The organism is uncultured Pseudomonas sp. (assembly GCF_913774235.1).
Lineage (GTDB): Bacteria > Pseudomonadota > Gammaproteobacteria > Pseudomonadales > Pseudomonadaceae > Chryseomonas.
This window is the reverse complement of the sequence record NZ_CAJYDW010000006.1, coordinates 270,815-283,556: the sequence shown is the minus strand read 5'-3', so window position 1 is coordinate 283,556 and position 12,742 is coordinate 270,815. Positions and strand designations below refer to the sequence as shown.

Here is a 12,742-nt window from a genome sequence, read left to right as displayed (position 1 = left end):
CTTGTCTCCTAGATCAGACGAAGGGCCAGAGCAGCAGGGTGATGGCGAAGCCCAGGCACCCCAGCAGGGTGGTCAGGACGGTCCAGGTACGCAAGCCGTCGGCGACGCTCAGGCCCACCAGCTTGGTGAAGATCCAGTAGCCGGCGTCGTTGATGTGCGACACGGCCAGACCGCCGGCGCCCATGGCCAGGCACAGCAGCGCCATGTGGTTGGCCGAGAGGTCCAGGGTGGCGATCAGCGGGCCGAGGATGCCGGCGGTGGTGACCAGGGCCACGGTGGTGGAGCCCTGCACCGCGCGCAGCAGCAGGGTCAGTACGAAGCCCAGCGCCAGCACCGGCAGGCCGGTGGCGCGTAGCAGCTCCGAGACCACCGCGCCGATGCCGGTGTCCACCAGCACCTTGCCGAAGACGCCGCCGGCACCGGCGATGAGGATGACCATGGCGACGCCGGGCAGCGCCGAGCCGATCACCTCCGACACCTGCTCGCGCGACCAGCCGCGGCGAAAGCCCAGCACATAGGCACACAGCAGGGTGTCGATCAGCAGCGCCACCAGGGGCGCGCCGACCACGGTGAGGATGTCGCGCAGCAGGTTGCCGGCGGGCAGCCAGCTGGTGGCCAGGGTCCCCAGCAGGATCAGCACGATGGGCAGCAGGATCAGGGTCACCACCAGACCGAAGCCGGGCGCCGGGGCGGGCGGCAGACCGGCGGCGAGGCCGGCCGGGGTCTCGTCGACCTTGACCGCGGCGGCGCCGAGGCTGGGCAGGCCGGGGGCCATGTCCTGGCCGCGGCCCCACTGTTGCAGATGGGTGTCGGTGATCTGGGCGCCATAGACGTCGGTGCGGATGTCGTCGGTCATGGGGTAGTGACGGCGGGTCATGCGCCCGGCCACCCACCAGCCGATCAGGGCCAGCACCGCGGTGATCGGCAGGCCGAACAGCAGCACCCGACCGAGGTCGGCGCCCAGCTGGCCGGCGGCGGCTACGGCGCCCGGGTGGGGCGGCAGCATGGCGTGCACGGTGAGCATGGTGGCGCACATGGGCAGGGCGAAGACGATCAGCGGCTTGCGCGCGGTGCGGGCGATGCCATAGGCCAGCGGCATCAAGACGATCACGCCGACCTCGAAGAACACCGGGATGCCGACCAGGAAGCCGGCCAGGGTCAGGGCCAGCGGCGTGCGCCTGTTACCGAAGCGCTCGATCAGCGTCTTGGCCAGGGCCTCGGCGCCACCGGAGAGTTCGATGATGCGACCGATCATGGCGCCCAGGGCGATGATGATGGCGATGTGGCCGAGGATCTTGCCCATGCCGCCTTCGATGGTGGCGACCAGCTTGGACGGCTCCACTCCAGCGGCCAGGGCCACCAGGATGCTCACCAGCATCAAGGCCACGAAGGGCTGGAACTTATACTTGAGGACCAGGAACAGCAGCAGGGCGATGCCCGCCGCGGCGATGAGGACCAGCAGCAACGGACTCATGAGCGGTGCTCCGGGCGGGTAGAGCTGACGACGTGGGGCATGGCACTTTCCTCGCTATTGTTGTTGTTCAGGGCAAGCCGATCCCGCGACGGCCAAAGGCGGCCATCGTGGGCGGGTGTTTCAGGGGCGGGCTTCAGCTCACCAGACGGCGCCGAAGGTCTCCGCCAGTTCGGCCAGGGCGGCGGCATCGAGCGGCGCCGGGCGCGGCTCGGTCAGCAGCCACAGCCGCGCGGTTTCTTCCAGCTCCTCCAGGGCGAAGCTGGCCTTGCTCACGCTGCTCTCCCAGACCACCGGGCCGAGGCGTTCGAGCATCACCCCGCGGACCCGGTTGGCCAGTTGCGCCACCTGTTCGGCGACGCTAGCGGCACCCGGGCGCGCATAGGGGATCAGCGGGATATGGCCGACCTTCATCACCTGGTAGGGCGTGATGGGCGGCAGGATGTCGTCCGGACGCCAGACGCCGGCCAGGGTCAGGGCCACCAGATGGGTGGAGTGGGTATGCACCACCCCGCCCACGCCGGGATTGCGGTCATAGACCTGGCGATGCAGGGCTAGGGTCTTGGACGGCTTGTCGCCGGAGACCCAGTCGCCGCCCAGGCCGACCTTGGCGATGGCCGCCGGATCGAGGCGACCGAGGCAGGCGTCGGTAGGGGTGATCAGCCAGCCGTCTTCCAGGCGGGCGCTGATGTTGCCGGCGCTGCCCACGGTGTAGCCGCGGGTATAGAGGCTGGCGCCGACGGTGCAGATCTCCTCGCGCAGCCGGGCTTCGTTGCTCATGCTTTTTCTCCTGCCAGCTGGCGCAGGGCCTTGGCGAAGAAGTCGCGGCTGCCGAAGTTGCCGGACTTGAGCGCCAGGGCCAGGGGTTCGCCCTGCACCTGTCCTAGCGTGGCCGGCACGCCCGGATCGATCTGGGCGCCAATGCGCAGGGTCCGCACGCCCAGCGCCTGGACCACGGCGCCGGAGGTCTCGCCACCGGCCACCACCAGGCGGCGCACGCCGCTGTCGAACAGGCCACGGGCGATCAGGCCGAGGGCGCGTTCCACCAGTTCACCGGCACGGGCCACGCCCAGCTCGCGCTGGATGGCCTTGACCTCGTCGGCGGGACTGGTGGCATAGATCAGCACGGCTTGGCCCTGCTCACGCGCCCAGGCGAGGGCGGCGTCGATGGATTCGTCACCCTGGGCCAGCGCCAGCGGATCCAGGCGCAAGGCGGGGCGGTTGGCTTCCAGCCAGGCGGCGACCTGGCCATTGGTGGCCTGGGAGGCACTGCCGGCGAGGACCGCCTCGCCACCGGCGGGCAGCTCCAGGGCGGCGGCGTCGTGCGCCTGGAGCAGGCCGGCGCGACGGAAATTCTCCGGCAGGCCCTGGGCGATGCCCGAACCGCCGGTCACCAAGGGCAACTCGGCACAGGCCGCGCCCAGGGTGTGCAGGTCGGCATCGGACAGGGCATCGGCGATGGCCAGGCGGTGACCCGACTCGCGCAGCTTGGCGATGGCCACGCGCACGGCCTCGGGGCCCTTGGCGACCTGGTCATAGCGCAGCAGGCCGACTTTGCCGCGACTCTGCGCCTGCAGCACCCGCACCAGGTTGGCGTCGCCCATGGGCGTCAGCGGGTGGTGCTGCATGCCGGATTCGCTGAGCAGTTGGTCCTGCACGAACAGATGGCCGCGGAACAGGGTGCGGCCGGTCTCCGGGAAGGCCGGGCAGGCCAGGGTGAAGTCGCAGTCCAGCGCCTCTTGCAGGGCCTCGGCCACCGGGCCGATGTTGCCTTCGGCAGTGGAGTCGAAGGTGGAGCAGTACTTGAAGAAGAACTGCCGGCAGCCACGCTGGCGCAGCCAGGCGAGGGCGGCCAGGGATTCGCTCACCGCCTCGGCAGCCGGCGTGGTGCGGGATTTCAGCGCCACTACCACGGCGTCGGCAGCTTCCAGTTCGGCGTCCGCCGCGGGTACGCCGATCACCTGCACGGTGCGCATGCCGCCGCGCACCAGCATGTTGGCGAGATCGGTGGCGCCGGTGAAGTCGTCGGCGATGCAGCCCAGCAGCGGGCGATTTTCGGTCTGGCTCATCGGGATCACTCCGCGGCCTTGGGCAGCTCGATGCCCGGGAAGATCTTGATCACCGCCGAGTCGTCTTCACGACCGTAGCCGGCGGTGGAGGCCTGCATGAACATCTGGTGGGCGGTGGCCGACAGCGGCAGCGGGAATTTCGAGGTGCGCGCGGTATCCAGCACCAGGCCCAGGTCCTTGACGAAGATGTCCACCGCGGACAGCGGCGTGTAGTCGGCCTTGAGGATGTGCGGCACGCGATTCTCGAACATCCAGGAGTTGCCGGCACTGTGGGTGATGACCTCGTAGAGGGCGTCCGGATCGACACCCTCGCGCAGGCCCAGGGCCATGGCCTCGGCGGAAGCGGCGATGTGCACCCCGGCCAAGAGCTGGTTGATGATCTTGACCTTGGAACCCTGGCCGGGGGCATCGCCCAGGCGATAGACCTTGCCGGCCATGGCGGCCAGGACCGCCTCGCCCTTGGCATAGGCGGCGGCGGTGCCGGAGGTCATCATGGTCATTTCGCCGCTGGCGGCCTTGGCTGCGCCGCCGGAGAGCGGGGCGTCCAGCAGCAGGATGCCACGCTCGGCCAGGCGCTCGCCCAGCTCGACGGCGTAGGCCGGGGCCACGGTGGCGCAGGCGATCACCAGGCTGCCCGGACGCAGGGCGGCTACCGCGCCGCCGTCACCGAACAGCACGGCTTCGGTCTGCTCGGCATTGACCACCACGGTGATGAGGATGTCGCAGCTGTCGGCCAGGGCCGCAGGCGAGGTGCAGGCCACTCCGCCTTCGCTGGCGAAGGCTTCCAGCACGCTGGCGCGCACGTCGCAGGCATGCACGGCGAAGCCCGCGCGCAGCAGCGAGCGGGCGACGCCCAGACCCATGGCCCCGAGGCCGATGACACCGACGTTGTCTTGCATCTTGTTGTTCTCCGAAAAGGTCAGGCGAAGCCGGCCTGCCGCAGGCGGCGGGCGGCGTTGTAGATGTGCTGGCGGGCGGCGTTGGCGGCGGCCAGGGGATCGCCGAGGCGGATGGCGGCGACGATGGCCTGGTGTTCTTCGTGCACCTGGCGGGAGAAGTCCTCGCGCCGCGCCTCGTTGGTGCGGGTGATGCGCGTGGCCGTCTCCAGGTACTGGCTGACAAATTCCAGGGTCTTGATGAAGTAGGGGTTGCCGGCGGCCTGGGCGATGGTGCGATGGAAGGCCACATCGGCGCGTACCCCGTCATGGCCGTCGGCGACGTCTTCGTCGATGGCTGCCAGGGCCTCATCGATGGCGACCAGATCGGCTTCGCTGCGGTTGATGGCGGCCTCGGAGGCGATCTCGGCCTCGATGGCGCGGCGCAGCGCCAGCAGATGGAAGACGCTGCCGGGCAGGCTGGCTTCGTCGGCGTCGATACGTAGCGGACGAATGGTGGCGTGAGCGGTGACGAAGATGCCGCGACCCTGCTGGGGCTGCAGCACGCCTTCGTTCTTCAGTCGCGAGATGGCCTCGCGCACCACGGTGCGGCTCACGCCGAAGGCTTCGGAGAGCAGGGCTTCGCTGGGGATCTTGCTGCCGGGGGCGAAGACGCCGGCTTCGATCTTGTCCAGCAATTGCTGAGCGACGTTATCGCTCAGGACATTGGCGGGGACCTTGGCGAACATAGAGACCTGCTTATGTGGTTGTAAGGTTGTCATACAGGTTGTGGTTTTACTTTCTCACAGGCGTTTGGCTTTGTGTAGTGGTTTTCGTCGAAGCACTACGGAATTTTTGTGATGGACTCCGCGGGGGACAAGGCCAGGCTAGAGCAAGTGGGAAGTGTTATAATATAACATTTGCTATTGGAGAGCCGTCCCATGACCCCCGAAGAACTCCTGGCCCAACCCGAGTCGGCCTACATGAACGAGGCTCAACGCGCCTTCTTTCGCGGGCTGTTGCTCGCTCAGAGAACGGATCTGCAGCGGCTGATCGACGAGCAGGTGCAGGACTTGCGCGGCATGGACGCCCATGGTGATCCGGCCGACGTCGGCAATGCCGAACAGCAACGCCAGTGGCAACTGCGCCAGCTGGAGCGCGAGAAGAAGCTGCTGGACAAGATCGATGAAGCCCTGGAGCGCCTGGCCCGCGATGAGTACGGCTGGTGCGAGGAAACCGGCGAACCCATAGGTCTGGCGCGCTTGCTGCTAAGACCTACCGCGACCCTGAGCGTGGAGGCCAAGGAGCGCCAGGAGCAGCGTGAGCGGCATATGCAGTCGTCGTGAGGACTGCGCGCTTGGGCTTCCCTCACCCCAACCCTCTCCCGCAGGGAGAGGGGGCGGTATGGTGTGGAGGGGGACTCTGGAGCAGGCGTAGGGTGGAAAACCGCGCAGCGTTTTCCACGCGGGCTGTGGCTCCGGCGTGAAGGGTTTTCCCTCACCCTAGTCCTCTCCCGGGGGGGAGAGGGGTCGGTATGGTGTGGAGGGGGGTGCTGGAGCAGGCGTAGGGTGGAAAACCGCGCAGCGTTTTCCACGTAGGCAGGGTTGTATCTGAGGTTGGGCGAGCGCAACGAAGCCCAACCTCCCGCCCAAGGAATTGCGGTTATGGCGGTCCGTCGATGCGGCCGCTCCTACAGGGGTAATGCTCTTTGTCGGAGCAACTGCCTGCCCACATTATCGCGGCCATGCCGGGGCGCCGTAGCGACCGCTCCTACAGCAGCATCACACCCTGTAGGAGCGGCCCATGACCGCGATAGTCCAAGCCAGAGCGGCCGCATCGGCGGAACGCTGTGACCGCGATAAACCTAGCGGGGCTGTTGGGCCTCGCTAGGTTCAACCTAACTCACTAAAGCCGCTGCGCTTCGAACAGCTCGCCCGGTCGCACGATCTGCTCGCGCGCCGCGATCAGCGGCAGGTCGCGACTGCCGGGGCCGGTGCGGGCGACCAGGGCGTAGAGGGCGCTGACCGCATGGGACGCCGCGGCTGGCGTGCACTGGCCGTTGAGCAACTGGCCCAGCAGCACGGCGGAGAAGACGTCGCCCATGCCATTGGGCAGCGGCTGCAGATCCAGGTAGGGCGTCTGCACCAGCCAGGCGTCGTTCGCCTCCACCACCAGGGTGCTGAGGACGTCGGCAGGCAGGTCGGGAGTGCGCAAGCTGGTGATGACGATGGTCGCCGGTCCCGGCTGGCCGGGGCGACCGAGCAGCAGCCGGGCGGCACTCACGGCATCGGCGGTGTCGACCAGTGGCTGGCCATGCAGCAGCTCGAATTCGTACTGGTTGGGGGTGATCAGGCTGGCCTGTTCGATGGCGCGGCGGCGTAGGAAGTCGGGGATGCCGGGGCGGACGAAGATGCCGCGGCCGACGTCGCCCATCACCGGATCGCAGAGGTATTGCAGATCGCCGCGCTGACGGCGGATCTCCTGCACCACGCCGAGGATCACCTCGCCGATGGCGGCGTCGCCCAGGTAGCCAGAGAGTACCGCCACGCAGCGCTCCAGCACGCCGCGGGCACGCAGGCCGTCGAGTACGTCGTGGATGTGTTCGGGCGGAAAGACCTGGCCCTTGAATTCGCCGTAACCGGTATGGTTGGAGAACTGCACCGTGTTGACCACCACCGGCTGCAAGCCGAGCAACTGCAGCGGCAGGGTGGCGGCGGCATTGCCGACATGGCCGTAGGCGACATGGGACTGGATGGACAACACCAGCGGCGGCTGGGCGGGCAGGGCGGCAGGCATGGCGATCTCTCGAATGGCGGGCTCGTGGTCAGGAGCCGAAGGGGGGAATGCCTGCAGCTTACCCCAGCGCTTCCGGCGAACCCTAACCCACCCGCGGCGGTCTGCATCGGCAGTGCGGACCGCTACCGACACGCGGCTGTCTGGCTGGCTACACTGGAGCGGCTGTCATCCACTCACGGCCCCAAGGAGAAACGGGGAATGTCCGAGCTTCGCTTCGCACGTCTGGTGTTGGGTCTGCAGGCCCTGGTCTGGTTTGGACTCGCCCTGGCGCACTGGTTCTATCCCTACGAGATGGCCAACGCCCGCGGCATGGTGCTGATGGATTCGGCCTCGGTGGCCGAGGCGCGGGTCTGGTATGGCGGCATGCAGTTCGCCCTGGCGCTGTTCGCCGTGCTGGCCTTTCGCCGGGCCGAGTGGCTGTCGGCCGGCCTGCTGCTGGTGGCCTTCGTGCAGCTGACGCTGTTCGTGGTGCGGCTGATCAGTGGCGTACTGGGCGAGTCGGCCACCGCCGAGCTGGATCTCTACTCCCAGGGCTATCGCCTGTTGATCGGCATCCTGGCCTTGCTGGCCCTGCGTGCCCACCGCCGCCACGAGCAGCGGGAGCTGGAGAATCGGCGGATTTACCAGGGCCAGTGATCAGCTCAAGGGCCGGGGCCGCGCGGTGTCGATCTGATCGCTACGGCTCAGGCCCAGGGTCAACTGCCGGCAGAGGTCGAGGAATTCGACCATGGCCCCGGTCTGGTACTTCTGCTTGTGCCAGATGAAGCAGAACTGCCGGCGCAGATCCAGGGTGGGCGTGGCGATGGGTACCAGGGTGCCGCGAGCGAAGGCGTCTCTCAGCGCCAGGCGTGACAGGCAGCCGATGCCCAGTCCCGACTCCACTGCCCGCAGGATGGCCTCGGTGTGCTCCAGCTCCAGGCGCACGTCCAGCGGCTGGGCGTGATGCCGCATGGCCTGGTCGAAGGTCAGGCGGGTACCCGAGCCCTGTTCGCGCAGGATCCAGGCCTGGGCTTCCAGCTCGGCCTGGGTGGCCGTACCGTTGGCGAGGGCATGGGCCGGGGCGCAGAACACCACCAGTTCGTCCTCGATCCAGGGCTGCACCTCCAGATCCGGATTCTGGCAGTCGCCTTCGATCAGGCCGAGGTCGATGTCATGGTTGGCGACCCGCTGCACCACGCTGGCGGTGTTGTGTACGTGCAGCCGCACCCGGCAGTCGGGGTGGCGCTGCATGAAGTCGCCCAGCAGCAGGGTGGCCAGGTAGTTGCCGATGGTCAGGGTGGCGCCCAGCTCCAGGGAGCCGAAACCGGTCTTGCCGCGCAGCAGGTTTTCCACCTCGGCGCTGCGGTCGAGCAGGGCCACCGCCTTGGGCAGCAACTGCCGACCCAGGGCATTGAGCGTCAAACGCTTTCCCGCGCGGTCGAATACCCGGCAGTCGAACTGCCGCTCCAGTTCGCCCAGGGCGGTACTGGTGGCGGACTGCGACAGATTGAGCGCTTCGGCCGCCCGGGAAACGCTTTCCTGGCGGGCCACGGCGACGAATACCTCGAGTTGACGTAACGTAAATCGCATATCTGCCTTTTGGATAATCGATATTCGAATTATTCATTTCACGGATATTTTCCCCCTCTATAAACTGTCGCGCAATTTCTATCCAGCCCCGGGCTGTACCGATTTTTCCTGGAGTCATCGATGAGCAACCTGTACACCGAGCGCGTCCTGAGCGTTCATCACTGGAACGACACCCTGTTCAGCTTCAAGACCACCCGTAACCCGGGCCTGCGTTTCGAGAATGGTCAGTTCGTGATGATCGGCCTGGAAACCGAAGGCGGTCGCCCGCTGATGCGTGCCTACAGCATCGCCAGCCCGAACTACGAAGAGCACCTGGAGTTCTTCAGCATCAAGGTGCCGGACGGCCCCCTGACCTCGCGCCTGCAGCACCTCAAGGAAGGCGACAACCTGATGGTCAGCCGCAAGCCCACCGGCACCCTGATCCTCAGCGACCTCAAGCCCGCCAAGCATCTCTATCTGCTGAGCACCGGCACCGGCATGGCGCCCTTCCTGAGCACCATCCAGGATCCAGAGACCTATGAGCGCTTCGAGAAGGTGATCCTGGTCCACGGCGTGCGCTACGTGAACGAACTGGCCTACGCCGACTTCATCACCAAGACCCTGCCCGAGCACGAATTCATCGGCGATCTGGTGCGCGAGAAGCTGATCTACTATCCCCTGGTCACCCGCGAGGAATTCCGCAACCAGGGTCGCCAGACCGATCTGATGCGCAGCGGCAAGCTGTTCGCGGACATCGGCCTGCCGCCGATCAATCCGCAGGACGACCGCGCCATGATCTGCGGCAGCCCGAGCATGCTGGACGAGACCAGCGCCGTGCTGAACGAATTCGGCCTGACCATCTCCCCGCGCATGGGCGATCCGGGCGACTACCTGATCGAGCGTGCCTTCGTCGAGAAGTAACGCCGCCAGGCTCCACGAAAACCCGCCCTCCGGCGGGTTTTTCGTTTTCCGCCAAGTCCGGGCTGAACTCCCCGGGCGCCGGGCCGGTCGGTTCCTGCAAGACGTGTCATGGCGACACGCCCTTGCCAGGAGTCCCCATGAAGCCCTATGTGATCTGCCATATGATGTCGTCGGTCGACGGTCATGCCCTCACCGATGGTTGGGAGCGGCCGCTCAAGAAGCAGGCCGATGAAACCTACGAGCGCCTGGCCGAGCGTTTCAAGTTCGATGCCTGGGCCTGTGGCCGGGTGACCATGGAAGAGATCGCCCATGGCGAGGGCTATCCCACCGGTGTCGCCCAGGCGCCCATCCCCCGCACCCACCATTTCGCCAGGCGCGATGCCGCCAAGTACGCCATCGCCATCGATCCCCAGGGCAAGGTCGCCTGGAAAAAGAACGAGGCCCTGGATTCCCATGTGGTGGCGGTGCTCAGCGAAGGGGTGAGCGACGACTACCTGGCGCACCTGCAGAATATCGGCGCTTCCTATGTCTTCGGCGGCAAGAATGAGCTGGACCTGGCCGCCGTGTTGGAACTGCTGAACACCGAGCTGGGCATCGAGCGACTGGTGGTGGAGGGCGGGCCCCACGTCAGCGGCTCCTTCGTCGCCGCCGGGCTGGTGGATGAAATCAGCGTGCTGATCATCCCGCTGGTGGATGGCCGCGGCGCCCACCCGGCGTCTTTCGAGATCGCCGAGCAGTCCTGGCAGCAGCCGCTCTACCTCAAGCTGGATTCGGCCGACGCCCAGGAAGATGGCAGCGTCTGGCTGCGTTATCGCCGCCGCTAACCCAGCGCCTTGGCCAGGGCCAGGGCATTGGCGTCGAGCTGGGCCTGCTGCGGACAGACCCCATTGGCATAGCGGGCGATCACCTCGGACACCTGGTTCAGGGGCACCGGCCGGCTGATGTGGTAGCCCTGGATGAAGTCGCAGCCCAGGGCGCACAGCAGGCGGAGTTGCTCCAGGTGTTCGACGCCCTCGGCGGTGACCTTCAGCTTGAGCGGCCGAGCCATGCCAATGATGGCCTGGACGATCTGGTGGTCGGCATTGCCCTCGGTGAGTCCGGTGACGAAGGAGCGCTCGATCTTCACGGTGTCGATGGGCAGCCGCTTGAGATAGGCCAGTGACGAGTAGCCGGTGCCGAAGTCGTCGATGGAAACGGTCACGCCCAGGTCGCGGATGCGTTGCAGCAATTCGGCTGTGGGTTGCACGTTCTTGACCAGGGCATTCTCGGTGACCTCCAGCTCCAGACGTCGCGGCGACAGCCGGTGGTCGTCCAGGCGCCAGGCGATCTGGCTGGGCAAGGCTTCGTTGCTTAGGCTCAGGGCCGAGCAGTTCACCGCGATACGCAGATTCGTCAGGCCCGCGGCGGTCAGTTCGGCCAGGTCGCGGCAAGCGCGCTTGAGCACCCAGGCATCCAGCTCCTCGATGAAGCCATTGGCCTCGGCGACGCCGAGGAAGACGTTCGGCGTCAGCATACCGAGGCGGGGGTGATCCCAGCGGATCAGCGCCTCGGCCTTGTCCAGCTGACCGCTGGCGACGTCGAGGATCGGCTGGTAGTAGAGCTGCAGGCCGCGTTCCTCGACCAGGGCCTCGCGCAGTTCGGCTTCCAGCTCCAGCTGCAGCGAGATCTTCTCGCGCAGGGTCTCGTCGAAGAAGCTGAAGGTATTGCGGCCATTGCCCTTGGACAGATAGAGCGCCAGATCGGCGCTCTTGAGCAATTCCTCGCAGCAACCGCCGTCGCGGGGATAGAGACTGATGCCGATGCTGGTGGTCATCACCAGGGTCCGGCTGCCGATGGTGATCGGGTTGCGTAGCCGCTCGAGGATGCGCTGGGCCAGGTGACGTGCCTCGTCGGGGCTGCCGAGACTGGCCAGGATGCAGAATTCATCACCGCCGAAGCGCGCGACCAGATCGCCTTCGCGCACCGCGTCGCGAATGATCTTGGCCATGGCCACCAGCAACTGGTCGCCGGCGTCGTGGCCGAGGCTGTCGTTGATGCGCTTGAAGTGATCGATGTCGAGGAACATCACCGCCAGGCTGCGACCCTGCTGGGCGTGGCGCTCGAGGATCTCGGCGAAGGCCTGGTTGAAGGCGCGGCGGTTGTGCAGATCGGTGAGGGGATCGTAGTGCGCCGCCTGTTGCAGCGAGGCGCGGGCTTCATCGAGCTGGCCGACCAGGGAGTTGACCCGCTCCAGGTCGTTTTCCTTGCGCTGCAACTGACGATCCGCCCAGGCCGCGCCGAGGCCGCCCACCACCAGCAGCAGGGCGATGATGGCGATGCCTACCCCGAGCTGCCAGGAATTGCTGGCACCCTGCAGGGCGTTGTCGGTCTCGGCCGGCGCGATCAGTACCATGGACCACATGCCGGTGAAGTGCATGGCGGCGATGGCCAGGCCCATGACCAGGGCGGTGGCCATGCGCAGCCAGCGATAGATGCCGGTGTAGTGGCGGCGAAAGATCTGCATCAGCTGCAGTGCGGCGAAGCTGGCGCCCACGGCGATGGCGATCGACAGCAGGAAGGGGCCCGGACGATAGAGCACCACCGCGTGGGTGTGCACGGCGGTCATGCCGGTGTAGTGCATGAGCACGATGCCCACGCTCAGCACCACGCCGGCCTTGAGGCGCTGGCCGAGACTGAGGTCGGGCTGGCTCAGGGCCGGCATGGCCATGAGCCCGGCCAGCACCACGATCAGCAGCGAGGCCAGGGTGATCAGGAGGTCGTAGCGCACCTGGGTGGGCACGGTGAAGGCCAGCATGGCAATGAAGTGCATGCCCCAGACGCCGAAGCCGAAGCTCAGAGCGCCCATCAGGCTCCAGGCCCGCTGCCGCGACAGGGTACGGGTCTGGCCGATACGCTCGGCGAACACCAGGGTGACGTAGCAGGCACTGACGGCCACCAGATAGGCGAGCGCCACCAGCCAGACATTGTGCTGGCCGTGCAGGTGCACCTGGTCATGGGCGAGAGGGGCGACGAGGAAGTCGAGTCCCAGCCAGTTGTTCATTCCGTTGCCTCGGCAGGAAATC

12 protein-coding genes are annotated in these 12,742 nt (G+C 67.0%); 4 read left to right on the top strand and 8 right to left on the bottom strand.

Features of this window, described 5'->3' with window-relative positions:
- Window positions 1-13: 13 nt before the first annotated feature.
- From QZ471_RS06490 to QZ471_RS06470, 5 genes are all read right to left on the bottom strand, one after another.
- Window positions 14-1,474 carry an SLC13 family permease gene (locus QZ471_RS06490; RefSeq protein ID WP_295461949.1) on the bottom strand — a complete coding sequence of 487 codons (1,461 nt, stop codon included), beginning with the start codon at window positions 1,472-1,474 and terminating at the stop codon, window positions 14-16.
- Between the two features lie 138 nt (window positions 1,475-1,612).
- Complete coding sequence (locus QZ471_RS06485) at window positions 1,613-2,251, bottom strand: aldolase (protein ID WP_295461947.1); 639 nt, start codon at window positions 2,249-2,251, stop codon at window positions 1,613-1,615.
- Entirely contained in the window at window positions 2,248-3,540 is a 1,293-nt protein-coding gene (otnK, locus tag QZ471_RS06480; RefSeq protein WP_295461945.1) for a 3-oxo-tetronate kinase, read from the bottom strand. Before otnK ends, QZ471_RS06485 begins: the two co-directional genes overlap by 4 nt.
- A gap of 5 nt (window positions 3,541-3,545) precedes the next feature.
- Window positions 3,546-4,439, bottom strand: coding sequence for an L-threonate dehydrogenase (ltnD, locus tag QZ471_RS06475; protein ID WP_295461943.1), 894 nt, complete (start codon window positions 4,437-4,439; stop codon window positions 3,546-3,548).
- 20 nt (window positions 4,440-4,459) lie between these two features.
- Window positions 4,460-5,164, bottom strand: a complete 705-nt coding sequence (locus tag QZ471_RS06470) for a FadR/GntR family transcriptional regulator (protein ID WP_295461941.1) — start codon at window positions 5,162-5,164, stop codon at window positions 4,460-4,462.
- 192 nt (window positions 5,165-5,356) lie between these two features.
- On the opposite strand from QZ471_RS06470, the gene dksA reads away from it, so the two are divergent.
- The gene (gene dksA / locus QZ471_RS06465) at window positions 5,357-5,761 is read left to right on the top strand and encodes an RNA polymerase-binding protein DksA (protein ID WP_295461939.1); all 405 of its coding nucleotides are present in this window, start codon (window positions 5,357-5,359) and stop codon (window positions 5,759-5,761) included.
- Window positions 5,762-6,320: 559 nt separating this feature from the next.
- Here dksA and pdxY read toward each other — a convergent pair.
- Window positions 6,321-7,211 carry a pyridoxal kinase PdxY gene (pdxY, locus tag QZ471_RS06460; RefSeq protein WP_295461937.1) on the bottom strand — a complete coding sequence of 297 codons (891 nt, stop codon included), beginning with the start codon at window positions 7,209-7,211 and terminating at the stop codon, window positions 6,321-6,323.
- 198 nt (window positions 7,212-7,409) lie between these two features.
- Here pdxY and QZ471_RS06455 point away from each other — a divergent pair, with 198 nt between their 5' ends.
- Window positions 7,410-7,847 carry a DUF4345 family protein gene (locus QZ471_RS06455; protein ID WP_295461935.1) on the top strand — a complete coding sequence of 146 codons (438 nt, stop codon included), beginning with the start codon at window positions 7,410-7,412 and terminating at the stop codon, window positions 7,845-7,847.
- Here the strand turns inward: QZ471_RS06455 and QZ471_RS06450 are convergent, their stop codons facing one another.
- On the bottom strand, window positions 7,848-8,780 hold the full coding sequence (locus QZ471_RS06450; protein WP_295461933.1) for a LysR family transcriptional regulator: 933 nt from the start codon (window positions 8,778-8,780) through the stop codon (window positions 7,848-7,850).
- 120 nt (window positions 8,781-8,900) lie between these two features.
- Between QZ471_RS06450 and fpr the strand changes: the two genes are divergently transcribed.
- Both fpr and QZ471_RS06440 read left to right on the top strand, forming a co-directional pair.
- Complete coding sequence (gene fpr, locus QZ471_RS06445; protein WP_059229966.1) at window positions 8,901-9,680, top strand: ferredoxin-NADP reductase; 780 nt, start codon at window positions 8,901-8,903, stop codon at window positions 9,678-9,680.
- Between the two features lie 137 nt (window positions 9,681-9,817).
- Entirely contained in the window at window positions 9,818-10,504 is a 687-nt protein-coding gene (locus tag QZ471_RS06440; protein ID WP_295461931.1) for a dihydrofolate reductase family protein, read from the top strand.
- Here the strand turns inward: QZ471_RS06440 and QZ471_RS06435 are convergent.
- Window positions 10,501-12,720 (bottom strand): bifunctional diguanylate cyclase/phosphodiesterase, encoded by a 2,220-nt coding sequence (locus QZ471_RS06435; protein ID WP_295461929.1) that lies wholly within the window; start codon window positions 12,718-12,720, stop codon window positions 10,501-10,503. The two genes, QZ471_RS06440 and QZ471_RS06435, sit on opposite strands and share 4 nt — an antisense overlap.
- Between the last annotated feature and the right edge of the window lie 22 nt (window positions 12,721-12,742).

What these genes read in the sequence shown, in the direction of transcription:
- QZ471_RS06490 (WP_295461949.1), bottom strand. Translation starts at nt 1,474, where the DNA reads ATGAGTCCGTTGCTGCTGGTCCTCATCGCCGCGGCGGGCATCGCCCTG.
- QZ471_RS06485 (WP_295461947.1), bottom strand. Translation starts at nt 2,251, where the DNA reads ATGAGCAACGAAGCCCGGCTGCGCGAGGAGATCTGCACCGTCGGCGCC.
- otnK (WP_295461945.1), bottom strand. Translation starts at nt 3,540, where the DNA reads ATGAGCCAGACCGAAAATCGCCCGCTGCTGGGCTGCATCGCCGACGAC.
- ltnD (WP_295461943.1), bottom strand. Translation starts at nt 4,439, where the DNA reads ATGCAAGACAACGTCGGTGTCATCGGCCTCGGGGCCATGGGTCTGGGC.
- QZ471_RS06470 (WP_295461941.1), bottom strand. Translation starts at nt 5,164, where the DNA reads ATGTTCGCCAAGGTCCCCGCCAATGTCCTGAGCGATAACGTCGCTCAG.
- dksA (WP_295461939.1), top strand. Translation starts at nt 5,357, where the DNA reads ATGACCCCCGAAGAACTCCTGGCCCAACCCGAGTCGGCCTACATGAAC.
- pdxY (WP_295461937.1), bottom strand. Translation starts at nt 7,211, where the DNA reads ATGCCTGCCGCCCTGCCCGCCCAGCCGCCGCTGGTGTTGTCCATCCAG.
- QZ471_RS06455 (WP_295461935.1), top strand. Translation starts at nt 7,410, where the DNA reads ATGTCCGAGCTTCGCTTCGCACGTCTGGTGTTGGGTCTGCAGGCCCTG.
- QZ471_RS06450 (WP_295461933.1), bottom strand. Translation starts at nt 8,780, where the DNA reads ATGCGATTTACGTTACGTCAACTCGAGGTATTCGTCGCCGTGGCCCGC.
- fpr (WP_059229966.1), top strand. Translation starts at nt 8,901, where the DNA reads ATGAGCAACCTGTACACCGAGCGCGTCCTGAGCGTTCATCACTGGAAC.
- QZ471_RS06440 (WP_295461931.1), top strand. Translation starts at nt 9,818, where the DNA reads ATGAAGCCCTATGTGATCTGCCATATGATGTCGTCGGTCGACGGTCAT.
- QZ471_RS06435 (WP_295461929.1), bottom strand. Translation starts at nt 12,720, where the DNA reads ATGAACAACTGGCTGGGACTCGACTTCCTCGTCGCCCCTCTCGCCCAT.